This window comes from Methylobacterium sp. WL119 (genome assembly GCF_008039875.1).
GTDB lineage: Bacteria > Pseudomonadota > Alphaproteobacteria > Rhizobiales > Beijerinckiaceae > Methylobacterium.
The window spans coordinates 1-19,030 of sequence record NZ_VRUU01000007.1 but is presented as its reverse complement, the minus strand read 5'-3'; the positions used below and the strand labels follow the sequence as shown (position 1 = coordinate 19,030).

The following is a 19,030-nucleotide window of genomic DNA, read 5'->3' as shown; positions in this document are numbered from 1 at the left end:
GCGCGACCCGATGCGGCTCGACATCGGCGTGATCGCCCGGGCTCCCGCGCAGGGCGAGATCTCGGCGGGTGTGGGACCGCCGAGGACCGGCCGGATCAGGGATTGCGGTCGTTGCGGCGCAGGCTGGCGGGCGATGCGAAGATCAGCAGGCCGGCCGCGACCAGGCAGAGGATGCCGATGCCGTAGAGGGCGGGCGTCGTCGAGCCGGTCAGGTCCTTCACCCAGCCGACCGCCACGGGGCTGACGATGCCGCCGAACTGACCGAGCGTGTTGATGAGCGCGATGCCGCCGGCGGCCCCGACGCCGGTGACGAGCTTGGCCGGCAGCGTCCAGAAGGTCGGGATCGAGGCGACGATGCCGGCGCCGACCAGCGCCAGGGCGATCATCAGCGGCACGATCTGCTTGTCGAACAGCCCGGCGGCGAAGAAGCCGATGGCCGCCGCCACCGCGAGGCCGGCGACGAATTTCGGCCGGTCGCCGGAGGCGTCGGACAGGCGCCCGATCACGACCATGCTGATCGCGCCGCAGATGTAGGGGATCGCGGTGAGGAAGCCGACCGAGGCCGCGGTGCCGCCGGTGGCGGTCTTGATCAGGTCCGGCCCCCAGAAGTTCAGGCCGTACGAGCCGACCTGCAGCAGGAAGTAGACCAGGGCGATGAGAAGGAAGCCCGGCTGCCTGATCGCGCCCCAGAGCGAGTGGTCGCCGATGTCGCGGTTGTGGTGGGCGATCTTCGAGGCGAGCAGGTCCTTCTCCGGCTGCGTCAGCCAGCGCGCGTCGGCGATCCGATCGTCGAGACGCAGGAACACCAGCACGCCCAGCACCAGGCAGGGCAGGCCGCCGGCCAGGAACAGCCATTGCCAGCCGGCGAGCCCCGCCGTGCCGTTGAGGCCGCCGAGGATCAGCCCCGCCACCGGCGCCCCGAAGATGCCGGAGAAGGCCGAGGCGACGAACATGAACGAGGTCACGCGGCCGCGGAACGAGGCCGGGAACCACAGTGTCAAGTAATACAGGATGCCCGGTGCGAAGCCGGCCTCCATCGCGCCGATGATGAAGCGCAGCAGGTAGAAGTGCCACTCGGTGCTGATGAAGACCATCAGGGCGGTGGCGATGCCCCAGGAGATCATGATCCGGGCGATCCAGCGCCGCGCGCCGACCTTGTACAGCAACAGGTTCGAGGGGACCTCGAAGATCACGTAGCCGACGACGAACATGCTCGCCCCGAGCCCGTAGGCGACGTTGCTGAAGCCGAGGTCGCTCTGGAGCTGGAACTTGGCGAAGCTGATGTTGATCCGGTCGAAGAACGCGAACATGTAGCAGACCATGATCAGCGGCATCAGCCGCCAAGCGGCCTTGCGGACCACGCTGCTCTCCGTGATGACGTCGAGACCCGCGAGCGGGCCGGTCGTGGCGGCGGTCATGGTTTCCTCCTGGAACGGGGCGGCGGGGGCCCCCGCCGGCCGGTCGCGGACGACCGTCGGGCAGGATGCGCGCGAGCACGGCGGAGCCGCCTTCTCCGAGAGGCTTCCGACGCGGATCGGTTCGGTCGGCGGCTCACGCCGCCCGGGGAACCGGGTGCAGATCGCAGGGGCGCCCGGCCTTGGCGACCTGGCCCGGCACGTCGTGGCCGACGAGGCGCGGCAGGTCGCGGGAGAGGCCGAGCAGGGCCTCGAGGTCGAGGCCGGTCTCGATTCCCATCTCGTGGGCCATGCTGACGAGGTCCTCGGTGCAGATGTTGCCCGTGGCGCCCGGCGCGAACGGGCAGCCGCCCAAGCCCCCGAGCGCCGCATCGAACCGGCGCGCGCCGGCGCCGTAGGCCGCGAGCACGTTGGCGAGCCCGAGCCCGCGGGTGTTGTGGAAGTGCAGGGTCAGCCGCTCGTCCGGCACGATCGCCAGCGCGCGGGCGACCAGGCGCTCCACCTGGCGCGGGTTGGCCATGCCGGTGGTGTCGGCGAGCGTCACGCCGGCGATGCCGAGCGCGAGGTATCGCTCGACCTGTGCCATCACCTTGTCGGCCGGCTGGTCGCCCTCGAAGGGGCAGCCGAAGGCGGTGGCCACCGTGGCGTTCGTCGACACGGGTGTACCCTTCACTGTCTCCATGATCCGGCCGAACCCCTCGATCGAGGCCTCCGGGCTCATGCCCATGTTGGCGCGGTTGTGGGTCTCGCTCACCGAGGCGACGAGGTTGACCTCGCCGACGCCGGCCGCGAGCGCCCGCTCGGCGCCTTTCGGGTTGGGCACCAGGGCGACGTAGACGGTGCCGGGCCGCCGGGCGATCCCGGCGAAGACCTCGGCCGCGTCGCGCAGCGCCGGCACGGCCTTCGGCGAGACGAAGGACGAGACCTCGATCCGCGAGAAGCCCGCGGCCGAGAGCGCGTCGATCAGCCGGATCTTCTCGGCGGTCTCGACGTAGCGCGGCTCGATCTGGAACCCGTCGCGGGTGGCGACCTCCTGGATCAGCATGGCGGTTTCGGTCATTGCACGGCTCCCTCGCGGCGCAGGCGCTCGATGGTCTCGGCGTCGCGGCCGAGGTCGGCGAGCACGGAATCGGTGTGGGCGCCGAGCGCCGGTCCCTGCCAGCGCACCGCCCCGGGGGTGCCGGACAGCTTGGGCACGATGCCGGGCATCTTCACCCGGGTGCCGCCTGGCAGCTCCGCGTCGAGGATCATGTCGCGGGCGCAGTAGTGCGGGTCGGCGACGATGTCGGCCACCGAGTAGATCCGTCCCGCCGGCACGTCGGCCGCCGCGAGCGCTGCGAGCGCTTCGTCCACGGTGTGCGCCCGGGTCCAGTCCGCGATCACGCCGTCGATCATGCCTGCCACCCGCGAGCGGCCGTCGTTGCTGCGCAGCGCCGGGTCGTCGGCGAGGTCGGGCCGGCCGACGACGGTCATCAGGCGGCGGTAGATCGGGTCCGAGTTGCCGGCGATGACGACGAAGCCGTCGTCCTTCGTCGGGTAGGTGTTCGAGGGCGTTATGCCGGGCAACGCCCCGCCGGTGCGGGTGCGGACCTCGCCGAGCAGGTCGTATTCCGGGACCAGGCTCTCCATCACGTTGAACACGCTCTCCACGAGGGAGACGTCGATGACCTGGCCCTGGCCGCCGGCGGTCTTGACGTGGAGCAGCGCCATCAGCGCGCCGATCACCCCGTGGAGCGAGGCCAGGGTGTCGCCGATGCTGACGCCGACGCGGGCGGGCGGGCTGTCCGGGCTGCCGGTGGTGAAGCGGATGCCGCCCATCGACTCGCCGATCGCGCCGAAGCCCGGCCGGTCGCGATACGGCCCGGTCTGGCCGTAGCCGGAGATGCGCACCATCACGAGCTTGGGGTTCAGCTCCGAGAGCACGTCCCAGCCGAGGCCGAGCTTCTCCAGGCCGCCGGGCCGGAAGTTCTCGACCACCACGTCGGCGCTCCGCACGAGGTCCTTGACCACCGCCAGCCCATCGGGCGCCTTCAGGTTGATCGCGATCGACTTCTTGTTGCGAGACTGCAGGTACCACCAAAGCGAGGTTCCCTCGTGCAGCTTGCGCCACTTGCGCAGGGGATCGCCGTCCCCCGGCGACTCGACCTTGATCACCTCGGCGCCGAACTCGGCCAGGATCTTGGTGGCGAACGGTGCCGCGATCAGCTGGCCGAGCTCGAGGACCCGGATCCCGTCGAGCGGACCCTTAGGCGATGCTTCGCCGGTGCCTGGCATGGCCGTTCCCTCCATTGTCTTTGGGTCGATCGGTATTGGATCGGGTGCACGCTGTCCAAACGCGATGCATCACCCCGCGTTCTCCGAAGGCGAACGCAGGCGCCCCTCTCAATCCCCGCCTGCCCGGCGCAGGTGATCGAACAGGACGGCCGCCGCCGGCGATTGCGTGCCCGGGCGGACGACGAGGCTCAGGGTCCGCCGCGCCCACGGGTCGGTGAGCGGCACGGCGACGACGTTCATCTGCGGGCCGAGCAGGGCGTGCACCCGCTCGGGCACCACGCCGAGCCCCATCCCGGCCTGCGCCATGCGGCAGATCGCGTCGAAGCTCGGCACGTGAACGCGCAGGCGCAGCGGCCGCCCGAGGCGGCGGGCCTCGTCGCGGAGCGTGCCGTAGATCGAGCTCTCGCGGTGCATGCCGACATGGTCGTGGTCGAGGGTGTCGGCGAACGCGACCGCGTCGCGGCCGGCGAGCGGGTGGCCGGCGGGCACGACGAGCACGAGGCGGTCGCTCCGATAGGGGTGGGCGACGAGGGAGCGCGGATCGGTGCTGCCGGCGCAGATGCCGAGATCGGCCGCTCCTTCCTCCACGCCGGCCACCACGCCGCCGCTCGGCCGTTCCTCCAGGTCGATCCCGATGCGGGCCTGCGCCGCCAGGAACGCCTGCAGGTCCTCGGGCAGGAACTGCACGATCGCCGAGAGGTTCGCGAGCACGCGGACGAAGCCGCGGAGCCCGCTGGCGTGCTCCGCGAGCTCCAGCGCGATCTGCTCGGCGGACCCCAGCATCCGGCGGGTGTGGTGCAGCAGCGTCTCCCCGGCGGGCGTCGGCCGCATGCCCCGTGGCTCGCGGATGAGCAGCTCGCAGCAGAGCGCGCGCTCCAGCTCGGCGAGCCGCTTGCTCACGGCGGAGGGGGCGATCGCGGCCCGGCGCGCCGCGCCGTTGAGCGTGCCCTCCTCGCAGATCGCCGCGAACAGCCGCAGCGTCTTGAGGTCGAGGCGGTTCAGAATGAACGGGGTCGGCGATCCCTCCGACATGGTCCGGCCGCTCCCGTGATCCGATCGATCCGACCGGCGGACCCCGTGCTGCGATCCTGATCGCGCCCGGACGCTCCGGCAACGGGCCAAGCCTGAAGCACGCGGCCCGAGCCGCGTCCGGGCTCGGCGTCACGGGGGGCTCCACAAGCCGTCGGATCCCGTCGAGGAGTACATGATCCCGACGGGCGAGCGAGGTCCGGCCGCGCTTCGGTGAGACGGGCCGGACCGGGCCGCTCAGCCCGGGATGATGCGCTCGTCGAGCTTCCGGTCCACGATCTCGACCGTTCGGTCGATCTCGGCATCCGGCATGTCGAGCTGGTGCGAGATCAGCTTCAGCAGCAGATCGACACGCTCGATGTAGGGCGCGCCGCTCTCGACCGCCCGGGCGGCCGACGAAGGCTTCAGCAGGCCCTCGGCCGCCTTGGCGTACTTCTCGAACGGGACCTGATCGCTCGGGTCGGCACCGAGCCGTCGGGCCACCGCGTCGACATGCTCGTAGATCGTGCGGGACAGGGGGAGGTCGCCGTGCACCGCGTCGCGGATCGAGCGCGGCGCCTGGGGCGTGATGCAGCGGTAGTTGCCGGTGAGCAGCATCGACCACTTCGCCAGGGGCACGAACAGCGAGTCGAACACCTTGAGCTTGACCGGAACGTCCTGGCCCTCGACGCGCACCGCGTCGATGTCCGCCTCGAGCTCGCGGAGCAGCGCGTTGTGCGCGGGATCGGCGAAGGTCGCCGCCTTGAAGTTCGTCGGCAACCCGACATGCAGGACGTTGGCGCCCTCGTCGGGCGGGCGGAACGCCTGCGGATCGGGCGAGCACAACGACATCAGGCCCGGCTCGAAGCGGTCCCAGACGCCGGCATTCGTGTAGGCCTCGCGCAGGTCCATCTTCGCGAGCGCCGGGATCCGATCGAGATACGGCAGCGGCGGCATGTTCATGATCGACAGGCACGGCAGCTTGGCCGCGGCGATCTTGATCATCAGCACGCGGATCGTGTGGTTGTTGTACTGCGGCTCCTGCATCGCCAGGCCGACGAGATCGTAGCGCGAGACGTCGACGTCCTCGGGCGGCATCGCGTCGACCTTGCCCGGCAGGTCACGGGAATGAAACGACCGGTGCGTGGCCTCGTCGCGCAGCTTGATGCGGACTTCGGTGCCCTGGCTGTTGATCAGGTCCGCGGTTTTCCGACGGCAGACCAAGGTCACATCATGCCCGGCCATCAGCAGCTTCGTCGAAAGCAGCGAGCCGTATGACGCCCCCAGGATCAATATTCTGCGCGGCATGGTTTCATCCCTGAGCGTTCGGTTCTTGTTTTTGCGCCGGACGAGGGCGCGGCTTGTATCTGGTATACGCAGCCGCCCGGCTCGCACGCAAGCGGCCACGCTCCGGCGGGACAGGCGGTCCCCAGGCTCGATCGGCGACGGCCCTCGGGTGCTCGGCGGGGTGCGCTCGCGTCGTGCCGGCGCGCCGTGCGCCCCTTCCGCTCGCCGCGCGGCCGCGCCCGCGATCAAGCGGTCTTCGGGTGCCTGATGAAGTCGACGAAGGCGCGCAGCGGGGCCGGCACGAGTCGCCGGCCCGGATAGTACAGGTAGGGCCCCGAGAAGCGCGGCCACCACGCTTCGAGGACCGGTTCCAATGCCCCGCTGGCCAAGTGCGGCCTCAACCAGTCCTCGAACAGGGTGATGACGCCGGTCCCCGCGATCGCCGCCTCGACGGCAAGGTCGGTCGCGGCCCCGACGCGCACGAGCAGCGGCCCTGCCGGATCGACCTTCACGGTCTCGCCGTCGCGCTCGAACTCCCAGGCCATCTCGACCCCGCTCGGGAAGCGGCCGCGCAGGCAGGCATGGCCGAGGAGGTCGCGCGGATGCTCGGGCCGGCCGTGACGCGCGAGGTAGGCCGGCGCCGCAGCGGTCGCGAAGCGCTGCACGCGCGGCCCGATCGGAACCGCGATCATGTCCTGCTCCAGGCGCTCGTCGTAGCGGATGCCCGCGTCGCATCCGGCGGCGAGCACGTCGACGAAGCCGTCCTCGGCCAGGACCTCGAGACGGATCTCGGGATAGGCGGCGAGGAAGCCCGGAACGATCGCGGGCAGCACGAGGCGCGCGGCGCTGACCGGCACGTTGAGCCGCAGCGTCCCGGCCGGCCGGTCGCGGAAGCCGTTCACCACGTCGAGCGCCGCCTCGACCTCTGCGAAGGCCGGGCCGAGCCGCTCCAGCAGCCGTTCCCCGGCTTCCGTCGGCACCACGCTGCGGGTCGTGCGGTTGAGGAGGCGGACGCCGAGCCTGTCCTCGAGCCGCCGAACCGCCTCGCTCAGGCTCGACGCGCTGGCGCCGCTCATGCGTGCGCCCTCGCGAAAACCCTGCCCGCGCGCGACGACGAGGAACGCGTCGAGATCTCCGAGAGCGGCCTTCATCGTTCGCCCATCCGCACAGCTTGTGCGGATTGTGCCCCATTCTCGCGCACGGTCGCAACGTCCAGTTAGGTCGGGTCACAGGAGAAGCACCATGTCCCTCATCGATCAGGCCGGCACGTTTCGGATCGGCCACCGTTCCGTGAAGCGCCTCGGGTACGGCGCGATGCAACTCGCCGGGCCGGGCGTCTTCGGACCGCCCAAGGATCGCGACGCGGCGCTCGCCGTGCTGCGCGAGGCGGTCGCGAGCGGCGTCGACCACATCGACACCAGCGACTTCTACGGACCCCACGTCACCAACCAGCTGATCCGGGACGCGCTCGGCCCGTATCCGCACGACCTCACGATCGTCACCAAGGTGGGCGCGCGGCGCGGTTCCGATGCGTCGTGGAACCCGGCCGCGTCCGACGCCGACCTCGCGGCGGCCGTCCACGACAACCTGCGCCATCTCGGGCTCGACCGGCTGGCGGTGGTGAACTTCCGGGCCATGCTCGGCGACGGGCACGGGCCGGCCGAAGGGTCGATCGAGGCGCCGTTGACGGCGCTGGCCGAGCTCCAGCGGCAAGGGCTGATCCAGCACATCGGCCTGTCCAACGTGACGCCGACCCAGATCGCCGAGGGACGCCGGATCTGCGAGATCGCGTGCGTGCAGAACCACTACAACCTCGCCCATCGCGGCGACGACGTGCTCGTCGACGCGCTGGCACGGGACGGCATGGCCTACGTGCCGTTCTTCCCGCTCGGCGGTTTCAGCCCGCTGCAATCCGCGGGCCTGTCCACGGTGGCCGAACGGCTCGATGCCACGCCGCTGCAGGTGGCGCTCGCTTGGCTGCTGCGCCGGTCGCCCAACATCCTGCTGATCCCGGGGACCGCGTCGCTGGCGCACCTGCGCGAGAACCTCGCCGCCGCCGCGCTCCACCTGCCGGACGACGCGCTGGCGGACCTCGACCGGGTCGGCACCGCGACCCAGGCGTGATCGACCGGGCGGCGGCAGGCCGCATCGGCGAGCCTGCCGTCCGCGACGGGGGAATCGGTCGCCTACTTCTCGCGGAACGCGCGGCGTGCCTGATCGACGAGGGGCTTGGTCAGGTAGGAGAGCACGGTGCGGTCTGCGGTGCGGATGAACGCTTCCACCGGCATGCCGGGCATCAGCTTGGCGCCGTCCAGCCGGCCGAGCTCGTCCTTCGTCACCCCGAGGCGCACGAGATAGTAGAAGCTGCCGGTACGCTTGTCCTCGCTCACGTCGGCGGCGATCCGGGTCACGCGTCCGTTCAGCTCCGGCGTGGTGCGCTGGTCGAAGCTCGGGAAGCGCAGGCCCGCGGCCTGGCCGGTCTGGAGCCGGTCGATGTCCTGGGGGGCGACGCGCACCTCAACCACCAGGGAATCGGCCGTCGGAACGATCAGCATGATCGGCTCGCCCGGCGCGATCACGCCGCCGCGGGTGTGGACCGACAGTTCGTGCACGTAGCCGGTCTGCGGCGAGCGGATGTCGATGCGCTGCAATTGGTCGAGGGCGGTGATCTTCTGCTCGGTCAGGGTCGCGGCCTTGGCGCGGTTCTCCGCCAGCTCCTTGGCGACGTCGCTGCGCAGGTTCTGCTCGAGCTGGATGATCTGAAGCTCGGTCTCGGAGACCTTGCCCTTGGTCTGCGCGATGTTGGCAACCAGCACGCCGCGCTCGCCCTTCAGCCGGGAGATGTCGCGCTCGAGGCTGGTCAGGCGCGTCAGCTGGATGAGGTTCTTCTTCCAGAGTCCTTCGACGCCCTCGTACTCGCGCCCGATGATCGCGGTCTCCTGCTCCTTGGCGACCGACTGCTCGACGAGCCCCTTGATCTCCTCCTTGAGCTGCCCGATCCGCTCGCGCAGCTGCGCCTTCTGCCCCTCGCGGGCGTCGCGGCGGAAGTGGAACAGCTTGCGCTCGCCCTCGACGATGCGGGCGACCTCGGGTCCGGCTTCGGCGAGGCCCTTGGGGAACGCGACCTCGTCGCGGCCGTCGCGCTCGGCTTCCAGGCGTGCGTTGCGGGCGGCGATCTCCCACAGGCTCTTGGTGACGCTGTCGTAGGTGGCTCGCGCCGTCGTGGCGTCGAGGCGGATCAGCAGGTCGCCGGCCTGGACGCGCGCGCCTTCCTCGATCGGCAGCTCGGCGACCACGCCGCCGGTCGGGTGCTGCACCTTCTTGATGTTGCTCTCCACCACGAGCGAGCCCGTGGCGATGATCGCGCCGGACAGCTCCGTCGCCGCGGTCCAGGCGCCGGCGCCGGTCGCGACCGCGATGATCGTGGCGACGCCGGCGATGTGCCGGCCCAGGGAGCGCCGGGTGTCGCGCGTCGGATCCGGCTCGGGCCGGTTCGGCGTGTCAGCCTTCGTCATGCGACCCTCGTCGGTGTCTGCCGGGTGAGCGCGCTCAGCTGCGCCAGGACGTCGTCGCGGGGCCCGTGCAGCTGCACGCGGCCGTCGCCGAGGACGAGGATGCGGTCGACCGCGGTCAGCGCGCTCGGGCGGTGGGCGATCACCACGGCGATGCCGCCGCGGGCGCGTACCGCCTGGACGGCGGCCGACAGGGCGCGGTCGCCCTCGACGTCGAGGTTGGAGTTCGGCTCGTCGAGGACGACGAGGAACGGATCGCCGTAGAGCGCGCGCGCCAGGGCGATCCGCTGGCGCTGGCCGCCCGAGAGGCCGAGGCCGCCGGCGCCGACGCGGGCATCGTAGCCGCCGGGCAGGCGCAGCACGACCTCGTGGACGCCGGCCGCCTTCGCGGCGGAGAGCAGCGCCTCCGGGTCCGGCTCGGGATCGAACCGGGTGATGTTCTCGGCGATGGTGCCGTCGAACATCTCGATGTCCTGCGGCAGGTAGCCGATCGAACGGCCGAGGGCGTCGGGGTCCCACTGGTCGATGGCGGCGCCGTCGAGGCGGATCACGCCGCGGCTCGGCCGCGCCAGGCCGACGAGGGCGCGGGCGAAGGTGGACTTGCCCGATCCGCTCGGGCCGATCACGCCGAGCGCGCTTCCGGGGGCGAGCGCCACGTTGACGTCGTGCAGCACCAGCGTGTCGGTGCCCGGCACGGCGATCGACAGGGCGGTGACGCGCACGCTCTCCCGCGGCGCCGGCAGCGGCGTGAGGGCGGCCGGCTCCCGCGGCGGCAGGAAGGCGACGATGCGGGTCCAGGCCTGGCGCGACGCCGAGAACGACTTCCAGTTCGCGATGGCGAGATCGACCGGCGCCAGCGCCCGGGCCGAGAGGATGGTCGCGGCCAGCATCACGCCGGCGGTCGCTTCCTCGCGCACCACGAGGTAGGCGCCGAGGCCGAGGATGCCCGATTGCAGCACGGTGCGCATCAGGCGCGCCGTCGCGCCGAAGCCGATGGCGAGGTCGTTGCCGTCGGTCGCCACATCGAGGTTCCGGCGCGCCCGGGCCTGCCACAGGGTCGCGATCCGCGCGCGCATACCGAGCGCCGAGAGCAGCGGCGCCGTGCGGTGCGCCATGTCGGTGAAGGCGCGTCGCTCGCCGGCCACCCGGACGCCCTCGCGGGTTGGGCCGGCCGAGGCCCAGTCGGTCAGGATCGTCAGCAGGCACAGGACTACCGCGCCGCCGGCGATCGCGGTGCCGAGCCAGGGATGGAACAGGAAGCAGACCGCGATATAGAGCGGCACCCACGGCAGGTCGAAGAAAGCGGTGAACGCCATGCTCGACAGGAAGCCGCGCACCGTGTCGAGGTCGCGCAGCGCCTGCGGGCCGTCGTCGCCCCGCGGCGTCTCCGACCCACGGACCAGCAGGGTCCGGAAGATCCGCGCGCCGAGGCGCTCGTCGACGAGGCGCCCGAACCGCGACAGGATCCGGGCGCGGAACACCTCCAGCACGCTCTGGATCAGGAACAGCATCAGCGCGATGCCGGCCAGCCCGACCAAGGTCGCGATGCTGCGGCTCGGCAGCACCCGGTCGTAGACCTGCAGCATGAAGATCGGCGCGGTCAGCATCAGCAGGTTGATGAGGCCGCTGACGATCATCACGGTCGCCAGCGAGGCGCGCCCGGCTCTGGCGGCAGCCCAGAACTCCCGGCGCTTGGCGATACGCAGCACACGTTCGTCGATCACGAGACGGTTCCCCGGCTTGCAGGATCAGGCAGAGACGATTCGGCAGGGCAAGTCGGCGGAAGAGGAAGCCCCCGCCGCGTTGGGCGGCGAGGGCTCGGACGGGTCAGAGGCCGAGGAGGTGGATCCCGGTCGTCGCGGTGTGCGGCGTCGGGTCGACATGCGCGGCGTCGACGTGGCCGCCGAGATCGATCGCCGCGATCCCGAGATCGAGGGGCAGCCCGTGCGAGGCTCCCGCATCCGCCGATGCGGTCGCCGCGGGGGCGACGTCGAGGAGGTGGCCGACGAGCGCGTCTCCGCCCCCGCCGCCGGCCTGCGGGAAGACGATGCCGTCGCCCGAGAGCAGGCCGGCATGGAGCAGGCCGGGCTGATCGGCCGGCACCGCGATCGCGCTCGCCTGGACGGTGTGGGCCGGGTCCGCGCTCGGGGTCAGCACCGCGAGATTCGCCGCCGGCGTCGGCGTCGCCGGGCCGGCCGCCACGTCGATCAGGGGATGGGTCCCGGCATCGTCCGCCGCACCGCTGGTGAGACCGCCGAGGAGGCCGCCGACGGGATTGGATGCGCCGCCGGCGCTGCCCAGGATGCCGGTCACCGGCGAGAGAACGCCGTCGAGCGGCGTGCCCGCGCCGGCCCCGCCGACACCGCCGAGGGCCCCCGTCACGGAGCCGAGGACGCCGCTCGCGGCGTCCGCGACGTGCCCGAGATCGCCCGCGACCTGCCCGACCGCCGCCGGTCCGCTGCCGGTCAGAACGGCACCCGGCAGGTTGGCGACGTCCGTCAGCAAGTTGCTGGTGTCGCCCAGCTCGCCCAGCCCGACGGTGTTGCCGAGCCCGATCACCGAATGGATGGGATCGTTCAGGACCGGCACGTCGTGGCCGATCTGCTCGAGGCCGGCATGGATGCCGTCGATGACCCCGTTGGCGAGGTCGCCCACCGGCTGCAGCGGAGCGCCGGCGCCGAGGAGCGCACCCGTGGTGCCCGTGCCGGCGGCGCCGGTCAGCCCGCCGACGACCGACGTGACGGGAGTCAGGAGCCCGTCGACGGGCGTGCCGGTCGCGATCCCTCCGGCACCGAGACCATCGAGGCCGCCGAGGATCCCGGTGGCGGAGCCGACGACACCGCCCGCGGCGTCGACCACGTGCCCGACATCGCCGACGATCTGCCCGATCGCCGCCGGTGCGTTTCCGCTCAGGATCGCGCCCGGCAGGTTGACCGTGTCCGTCAGGAGGTTGCTGGTGTCGCCGAGCTCGCCCAGCCCGACGGTATTTCCGAGCCCGATCACCGAATGCAGCGTGTCGTTGAGGATCGGCACGTCGTGGCCGATCTGCTCGAGGCCGGCATGGATGCCGTCGATGACCCCGTTGGCGAGGTCGCCCACCGGCTGCAGCGGAGCGCCGGCGCCGAGGAGCGTGCCCGTGGCGCTCGTGCCGCCGCCGGTCAGGCCGCCCAGTCCGCCCACGAGACCGGTGACGCCTCCGAGAAGACCTCCGGCCGCGTTCGTCACCGCGCCGACATCGCCGAGGATCGGCGACAGCGCCGCCAGACCCTCGCCGCCGAGGAGATTGCCGGGCAGGGCCACGACGTCGGTCACGAGGTTTCCGCTCTCGCCGAGATGGCCGAGGCCGATCGTCTCGCCGAGGTTGGTCAGGCCGTGCAGCGCATCGTTCAGGAGCGGGATCTCGTGGCCGATGTTCTCCAGCGTCGCGTGAATGTTGAGGACCGCGCCGTTGGCGAGGTTCGTTACCGGCGCGAGCAGCCCGTCCCCGGACAGCAGGCCGCCGGCGCTCGCCGCACCGGTCAGCGAGCCGACCAGCGTATCGACCGACCCGAGAACGTGGCCGAGATCGCCGAGGACCGGCGTCGCGGATTGGAGGCCGCCGCCGCCGAGGAGGGAACCGGGCAGGGTGGTGACGTCGGTCAGCAGGTTGCCCGCGGTGTCGAGATGGCCGAGCCCGAGGGTTTCGCTGAGGCCGGTGACGGCGTGGATTGGCCCATTGAGAACCGGGATCTGGTGGCCGACGGTCTCGAGCGTGGCGTGCACGTCGAGGACGGCCTGGTTCAGGATGTTGGTCGCGGGGCCGAGGATGCTGCCGCTGCCGACGAGGCCGTTGCCGGATGCCGGCACCGCGCCGACCATCTCCGCCAGCGTTCCGGCGGCGGCGGCGACGCCGCCGGCATCGGTCAGCAGCGGACCGACCGCCTCGGTGCCGGTCGGGTTCGCGGCGACGCCGCCGAGATCGGTCAGAAGGTTTCCGGTCTCCCCGAGATGGCCGAGCCCGAGGGTCTCGCCGAGGTTGGTCAGGCCGTGGAGCGGTCCGTTCGCCGGAGCGACCTCGTGGCCGACCTCCTCGATCTGGGCGTGCGTCTGGAGGACGACCTGGTTGGCGGTGGCCTCGATCGCGTCGGGAAGCAGCGAGGCTCCGGTCTCCGTCGAGCCGCCGTCGACCGCGCCCTCGATCAACGAGGCGATCGGGCCGAGGCTTCCGAGCTGGCCCGTCGACAGGGCGGTCGAGGACAGCAACGCGCCGGGGCCGGCGAGCCATTCGAGCGAGCGGGTGGACGAGCCGAGCACGGAAAGGGGGGATGCGGACATGAAAACCTCCAGGTTTTCGATGCAACCCGATCTGCAACCATCGGTTGCATAATCCCGGTTCCGTAGTAAATGCTGAGCGAACGGTGAAGCCCCTCCGAGCGTCCGGGAACGACGACTGTGGTTCGATCCGGGTTCGACATCGCCGAGTCTCGGGGCGTTCGGTAGGTCGTGAGTAATCTCCACTCTATCCAGACGAGCGCTTCGCGAGGACCCGACGGCCGGCCGATAGATCGGCCGCGTGATCGGGCGACGATCCAAGCCGGCTGCTGGGTGCATCCCGAGGATGATCGTCGATGGGGGTGATCCGACGTTCGCCTATCCCGGCGCCAGGGGCCGAGCGGGATCGATGGACGCGTCGGCGCGGCGCAGCGTGATGCGCGTCAGCTCGGAAGGTCGGCCGAGCCTGAGGGCGAAGCCCGGCCACAACGCCGTGCCGTTGTTGACGTAGAGCGTCATGCCGCCGACCCGGTAGCGGCCCGAGACGAAACCGTCGTTGGCGCGGGCGAACAGGCGGTCGAACCCGCGCATCGTCCCGCCATGGGTATGTCCCGACAGCTGCAGCGCGACGCCATGCGCGGCCGCCGCCCGCGCCCCCTTCGGCTGATGATCGAGCAGGAGGACGGGTGCGTCCCGCGGTGCCCCTGCGAGCGCGGCGTCGAGGTCCGGACCGGGGTGTCCCGTATGCGGCGCAGACCGATCGGTCACGCCGGCGAGCACCAGGGCGGCGTCGCCCCGCCTCAGCACCGTATGCCGGTTCGCGAGCGCCGTGAGGCCGAGTTCCGAGTACCGCCGCATCCAAGCGGGGTAGTCGAAGAAGTATTCGTGGTTGCCGGGCACGAACCAGACGCCGTCCGGTGCACCGAGCCGGTCCAGGGGCTCGACGTCGGCGCGCCGCGAAGCCGGGGCGCCATCGATCAGGTCGCCGGTGATGACGATGAGGTCCACGCCGAGCCGGTTGGACCGCGCGACGACCTCCCGGGTCCAGGATGCCGGGAAGAGCCGGCTGATGTGCAGGTCGGTCAGCTGCAGGATCGTGTAGCCCTCGAAGGCGTCCGGCAGGTTCTCGATCGCGATGTCGACGTCCTTGAGCGCCGGCACGCGCACGGCCTGCTGGACGCCGAGCGCCGACAGGAGCATCGCCGCCGTCGCGGCCGCGTAGCGCCATCCGGCCGGAATCGCCCAGCCGCCCAGGGGCAGCGAGACCAGCGCGATCACGTCGAGCGCGAGCTGCATCACCGCCAGCAGCAGGATGGCGCCGAAGGCCCAGTTGAACAGAACCACCAGCCACCGCGGAAACTCGGGCGCGAACACCGAGCCGGAGGAGAGGCGGCACCACAGGTGATACTGGGAGGCGACGAGCAGCAGCACGGCGATCCCGGCCTTCGCGGCAGGCGGGCCCGGCAGCGGCCAGAGCACCCGGGTCACGACGTACAGGCAGGGCAGGCTAAAGATCAGATGGAACATGGCGTTCCGGCTACGCTGAAAGCCGGGGTCCGGGCCAGTGCCGATGCGGGGAAATGCCGGCTTCGGCGCAGGTCGGGTCGTCGCGGCACCAGTCAGGCCGGCCCTGCATGAGCGCGCCGGACCGTCACGCTGCGGTCAGGCGCGGGATCGCGGAGCGCAGCCGGGAATATCCGCGGTTGGAGAGCGGCCACGCCGCCTCGTCCCAGGGGCGCCGCACGCGCACGACCGCCTCGGGCAGCATCGCCGCCGACGGGCCGACGGGCGCCCAGGCCGTGACGACGGGTAGCCCGGGCGACCAGCCGGCGTCGGCCGGTCCCGCCTCGCAGCCGAAATGAGCGGCCGCCCGGTCCAGCGCATCCTGCATCGCGGCGTGATCCGCCGACCGGACGCGCTCGGACGCCCCCTCGGCATGAGCGAGCATGCCACCGATCCGCACGATGCGCGCCTCCCCGAGCGGAAGGCTCTCCGGGTGCAGGTCGTCGAGATGCAGCAGCAGCGCGACGTCGCCGGTCGGCGGCATGGCGGCAGCCGGCAGAGGGACCTCGCGCGGTGGCATCGCCTCGTCGAGGGCGTCCGGGTACTCGTCGAGCCCTTCGGGATCGAAGCGGTTCTCGGTGTAGCGCCGGATGTTCTCGGCGCGCGCGACGTAGTGCTTGCCCCGGGTGTGCAGCCCCGCCACCCAGCGCCAGGACAGCGTGTTGCTCGCCGGATCGCCGTCGACGAGATGGCGCATGAAGAAATCCGCACCCAGCGCCCAGGGCAGGCGCAGGGTGAAGATCCAGATCGAGGCGAACCACATCCGGGCGTGATTGTGCAGCCAGCCGGTCTCGACGAGGTCCCGCGCCCAGTCGTCGAAACCGTCGATGCCGGTCCGGCACGCGATCGCGGCCTCGTAGGTCCGGCGCAGGCCGGGCTCCGCGGCGAGCCGCGCCCGATCCGCCGTGGCCAGCGCGAGGGCGTCGGTCCAGGCGGTCGGGTGGGTCTCGAGATGGCCCTTGAAGTAGGTCCGCCAGAAGACCTCGGAGACGAACTTCTCGGCGCCGCCGTCGCCGAACGCGGCCTGGGCGGCGGCCACCACCTCGGCTTCCGTGATCAGGCGGCGCCGAAGGTAGGGCGAGAGCGCCGACGTGGTCGGCCGCGCGTCCGGTCCGCGGTCGGTGTTGCGGGCACCGGCATAGTCGACGGCGGCGTCCGCGAGGAAGGCCGACAGGCGGTCGAGCCCGGCGGCACGGGTCATGGGAAAGCTGCGATCCATGCCGTCGAGCTAGCGCGGCGGCGCACCGGCATGGATGCGACCGATTTCCCGAACCCCGGCGGAGGCCGCCGGGGCGTATCCAGTGTCGAGCATGGCGCGATCGTGCGTCAGGCCGCCTCGGGCATGCGGTCGAGGAACTTGTCCAGGGTGAGCGGATAGTCCCGCACGCGGATGCCGGTGGCGTTGTAGACGGCATTCGCCACCGCGGCGCCCACGCCGCAGATCCCGAGCTCGCCGACGCCCTTGGCCTTCATCGGCGAGGACATCGGATCGACCTCGTCCAGGAAGATCACCTGCTGATGCGGGATGTCGGCGTGCACCGGCACCTCGTAGCCGGCGAGGTCGTGGTTGGCGAAGAATCCGCGCTTGGTGTCGACCGCCAGTTCCTCCATCAGCGCCGAGCCGGTGCCCATCGTCATGCCGCCGATGACCTGGCTGCGGGCCGATTTCGGGTTGAGGATGCGCCCGGCCGCGCACACCGCGAGCATGCGCCGGACCCGGATCTCCGCCGTGTCGGCATCGACCCCGACCTCGACGAAATGGGCGCCGAAGGTCGATTGCTGCTGCTTCTTAGAGAGGTCGCCGAACTCGATGGTATCCTCGGCCGTCAGCTCGCCCCGGCTCCCGGCCTCGCCGAGCGGAACCGCACGGTTGCCGGCCCGCACCTGCCCGTCGGCGAAGACCGCGTCGTCGGAGTTGATGCCGAGACGCTGCGCCACCGCCTCGCGAAGCTTGACGCACGCCGCGTAGACGCCAGCCGTCGACGAGTTTCCGCCGAACTGGCCGCCCGATCCCGACGAGACCGGGAAGGCGGAATCGCCGAGCCTGACCGCCACCTTGTCGAGGGTCACGCCCATCATCTCGGCGGCGGTCTGCGCGATGATGGTGTAGCTGCCGGTGCCGATGTCGGTCATGTCGGTCTCGACCGTGACGGTGCCGGCTCCGTCCAGCCTGACCCGCGCGCCCGACTTCAGGACCATGTTGTTGCGGAACGCCGCGGCCATGCCGACGCCGACGAGCCACTGCCCGTCCCGCACCTGGCCCGGCCGTGCATTGCGCTTGGACCAGCCGAAGGTTTCGGCCCCCAGCTTGAGGCAGCCGACGAGGTCGCGGTGGGAGAACGGGCGCTTCGGGTCCTGCGGGTCGACCTGGGTGTCGTTGCGGATGCGGAATTCCACAGGGTCGATCCCGAGCTTCTCCGCCATCTCGTCCATGGCGACCTCCAGGACCATCAGGCCGGGCGCCTCGCCCGGCGCCCGCATGGCGTTGCCCTCTGGCAGGTCGAGATGAGCGAGCTTCATCGCGGTGAGCCGATTGGCACCGGCGTAGAGCAGCTTGGTCTGGCTCACCGCCGTCTCGGGATCGCCGTCGGGCAGGTTGCCCGACGTGCTCTCGTGGGCGATGGCGGTGATCGTGCCGTCCTTGGTCGCGCCGATGCGCACGCGCTGGATCGTGGCCGGGCGATGCGTGGTGTTGTTGGCGATGAGCGGGCGGGTCAGCGCCACCTTCACCGGGCGCTGGAACGCCTTGGCGGCGAGGGCTGCGAGCACCGCGTCGGCCCGCACGAACAGCTTGCCGCCGAAGCCGCCGCCGACGAAGGGTGAATCGAGGCGGACGTTCTCCTTCGGCACGCCGAGGATCTTGGCGAGGCTGCCATGGCCCCAGCCGATCATCTGGTTCGAGGTCCAGAGCGTGACCTTGTCGCCGTCCCAGGCGGCGATGGTCGCGTGCGGCTCCATCATCGCGTGGCTCTCGTCGGCGGTGGTGTAGCGCTCGTCGAGTGTCACCGGCGCCTGCGCGAACGCTCCCTCGAAATCGCCGACGCGTTCCTCGCCGTCGCCGCCGCTGCCCTCGCTGCTGTCGCCGGGCACGGGCGGCGCGCCCTTCGCCTCGGCCGCGAGATCGAACTTGCCGGCCTCGGGCGCGTAGTCGACCGTCACGAGAAACGCCGCGGCGCGGGCCTGCTCGAACGTCTCGGCGACGACGACCGCGACGGCCTGGTGGTAGTGCTGGATCTCGTCGCCGCCGAACAGGTAGGCGGCGTTCATCATGCCCCGCTCCAGCCGGGGATGCTCCAGGGTCGTCACGACGCCCATGACCCCGGGCGCCGCCTTGGCGGCCGCCGTGTCGATGGCGCGGATGCGGCCCTTGGCGATGCTGGACCCGAGCACGTAGCCGTAGGCCTGGTTCGGCACGACGTCGTGGCGCTCGTAGGCGTAGGGCGCGGTGCCGGTGGTCTTGTACTTGCCATCGATGCGGTCGGTCGGCTTTCCGACGACCTTGAGCTGGTCGATCGGGTTTTGGCCGGCGGGCTGGTCGAACTTCATCGCTTTAGGCCCTTGCTTGGTTGAGCGCCGCGGACAGGGTCCGCTCGGCGAGCGTCAGCTTGTAGGCGTTCGCATGGGTCGGCGCGGCGCCGGCGAAGACCTGCTCGGTCACCGCCTTGGCGCCCCGCGGCAGGTCGGCCTCGGCCGCCTCCACCCGCCAGGGTTTCGGCGCCA

General features: G+C 71.4%; 13 protein-coding genes and 1 pseudogene. 1 reads left to right on the top strand and 13 read right to left on the bottom strand.

Annotated features, from left to right (window positions below; translation table 11 throughout):
- Positions 1–95: 95 nt before the first annotated feature.
- From FV227_RS05230 to FV227_RS05205, 6 genes are all read right to left on the bottom strand, one after another.
- Positions 96–1,418: an MFS transporter gene (locus FV227_RS05230; RefSeq protein WP_147726130.1), complete on the bottom strand. Its 1,323-nt coding sequence runs from the start codon at positions 1,416–1,418 to the stop codon at positions 96–98.
- Between the two features lie 133 nt (positions 1,419–1,551).
- Positions 1,552–2,475: a hydroxymethylglutaryl-CoA lyase gene (locus tag FV227_RS05225; RefSeq protein ID WP_147858468.1), complete on the bottom strand. Its 924-nt coding sequence runs from the start codon at positions 2,473–2,475 to the stop codon at positions 1,552–1,554.
- A complete protein-coding gene (locus tag FV227_RS05220; RefSeq protein ID WP_147858467.1) occupies positions 2,472–3,689 on the bottom strand; it encodes a CaiB/BaiF CoA-transferase family protein in 1,218 nt (405 codons plus the stop codon). The genes FV227_RS05225 and FV227_RS05220 overlap by 4 nt, the downstream gene beginning before the upstream one ends.
- Positions 3,690–3,797: 108 nt before the next feature.
- Positions 3,798–4,721, bottom strand: a complete 924-nt coding sequence (locus tag FV227_RS05215) for a LysR family transcriptional regulator (RefSeq protein WP_147858466.1) — start codon at positions 4,719–4,721, stop codon at positions 3,798–3,800.
- Positions 4,722–4,955: 234 nt separating this feature from the next.
- Positions 4,956–6,005 carry a hypothetical protein gene (locus tag FV227_RS05210; RefSeq protein ID WP_147858465.1) on the bottom strand — a complete coding sequence of 350 codons (1,050 nt, stop codon included), beginning with the start codon at positions 6,003–6,005 and terminating at the stop codon, positions 4,956–4,958.
- 224 nt (positions 6,006–6,229) lie between these two features.
- Positions 6,230–7,135 carry a LysR family transcriptional regulator gene (locus FV227_RS05205; RefSeq protein ID WP_147858464.1) on the bottom strand — a complete coding sequence of 302 codons (906 nt, stop codon included), beginning with the start codon at positions 7,133–7,135 and terminating at the stop codon, positions 6,230–6,232.
- Positions 7,136–7,226: 91 nt separating this feature from the next.
- On the opposite strand from FV227_RS05205, the gene FV227_RS05200 reads away from it, so the two are divergent.
- Positions 7,227–8,108, top strand: coding sequence for an aldo/keto reductase family oxidoreductase (locus tag FV227_RS05200; protein WP_147858463.1), 882 nt, complete (start codon positions 7,227–7,229; stop codon positions 8,106–8,108).
- A gap of 62 nt (positions 8,109–8,170) precedes the next feature.
- Here FV227_RS05200 and FV227_RS05195 read toward each other — a convergent pair whose 3' ends face one another.
- From FV227_RS05195 to FV227_RS29685, 7 genes and pseudogenes are all read right to left on the bottom strand, one after another.
- Positions 8,171–9,499 (bottom strand): HlyD family type I secretion periplasmic adaptor subunit, encoded by a 1,329-nt coding sequence (locus FV227_RS05195; RefSeq protein WP_147858462.1) that lies wholly within the window; start codon positions 9,497–9,499, stop codon positions 8,171–8,173.
- Positions 9,496–11,220, bottom strand: a complete 1,725-nt coding sequence (locus FV227_RS05190) for a type I secretion system permease/ATPase (protein WP_147840764.1) — start codon at positions 11,218–11,220, stop codon at positions 9,496–9,498. The genes FV227_RS05195 and FV227_RS05190 overlap by 4 nt, the downstream gene beginning before the upstream one ends.
- 103 nt (positions 11,221–11,323) lie before the next feature.
- The gene (locus tag FV227_RS05185) at positions 11,324–13,810 is read right to left on the bottom strand and encodes a hypothetical protein (protein WP_147858461.1); all 2,487 of its coding nucleotides are present in this window, start codon (positions 13,808–13,810) and stop codon (positions 11,324–11,326) included.
- Positions 13,811–14,125: 315 nt separating this feature from the next.
- Positions 14,126–15,274, bottom strand: coding sequence for a metallophosphoesterase (locus tag FV227_RS05180; RefSeq protein WP_147858460.1), 1,149 nt, complete (start codon positions 15,272–15,274; stop codon positions 14,126–14,128).
- Between the two features lie 124 nt (positions 15,275–15,398).
- Entirely contained in the window at positions 15,399–16,511 is a 1,113-nt protein-coding gene (locus FV227_RS05175) for an FAD-binding domain-containing protein (protein WP_147858459.1), read from the bottom strand.
- A 125-nt stretch (positions 16,512–16,636) separates the two neighbouring features.
- Positions 16,637–18,856 carry an aldehyde oxidoreductase molybdenum-binding subunit PaoC gene (gene paoC, locus FV227_RS05170; protein ID WP_147858458.1) on the bottom strand — a complete coding sequence of 740 codons (2,220 nt, stop codon included), beginning with the start codon at positions 18,854–18,856 and terminating at the stop codon, positions 16,637–16,639.
- A gap of 4 nt (positions 18,857–18,860) precedes the next feature.
- A pseudogene (locus tag FV227_RS29685) lies at positions 18,861–19,030 on the bottom strand (xanthine dehydrogenase family protein subunit M); the annotation flags it as partial.

Bases quoted from the DNA above. Each gene is read 5' to 3' on its own strand.
- FV227_RS05230 (WP_147726130.1), bottom strand. From the start codon at position 1,418: ATGACCGCCGCCACGACCGGCCCGCTCGCGGGTCTCGACGTCATCACG.
- FV227_RS05225 (WP_147858468.1), bottom strand. From the start codon at position 2,475: ATGACCGAAACCGCCATGCTGATCCAGGAGGTCGCCACCCGCGACGGG.
- FV227_RS05220 (WP_147858467.1), bottom strand. From the start codon at position 3,689: ATGCCAGGCACCGGCGAAGCATCGCCTAAGGGTCCGCTCGACGGGATC.
- FV227_RS05215 (WP_147858466.1), bottom strand. From the start codon at position 4,721: ATGTCGGAGGGATCGCCGACCCCGTTCATTCTGAACCGCCTCGACCTC.
- FV227_RS05210 (WP_147858465.1), bottom strand. From the start codon at position 6,005: ATGCCGCGCAGAATATTGATCCTGGGGGCGTCATACGGCTCGCTGCTT.
- FV227_RS05205 (WP_147858464.1), bottom strand. From the start codon at position 7,135: ATGAAGGCCGCTCTCGGAGATCTCGACGCGTTCCTCGTCGTCGCGCGC.
- FV227_RS05200 (WP_147858463.1), top strand. From the start codon at position 7,227: ATGTCCCTCATCGATCAGGCCGGCACGTTTCGGATCGGCCACCGTTCC.
- FV227_RS05195 (WP_147858462.1), bottom strand. From the start codon at position 9,499: ATGACGAAGGCTGACACGCCGAACCGGCCCGAGCCGGATCCGACGCGC.
- FV227_RS05185 (WP_147858461.1), bottom strand. From the start codon at position 13,810: ATGTCCGCATCCCCCCTTTCCGTGCTCGGCTCGTCCACCCGCTCGCTC.
- FV227_RS05180 (WP_147858460.1), bottom strand. From the start codon at position 15,274: ATGTTCCATCTGATCTTTAGCCTGCCCTGCCTGTACGTCGTGACCCGG.
- FV227_RS05175 (WP_147858459.1), bottom strand. From the start codon at position 16,511: ATGACCCGTGCCGCCGGGCTCGACCGCCTGTCGGCCTTCCTCGCGGAC.
- paoC (WP_147858458.1), bottom strand. From the start codon at position 18,856: ATGAAGTTCGACCAGCCCGCCGGCCAAAACCCGATCGACCAGCTCAAG.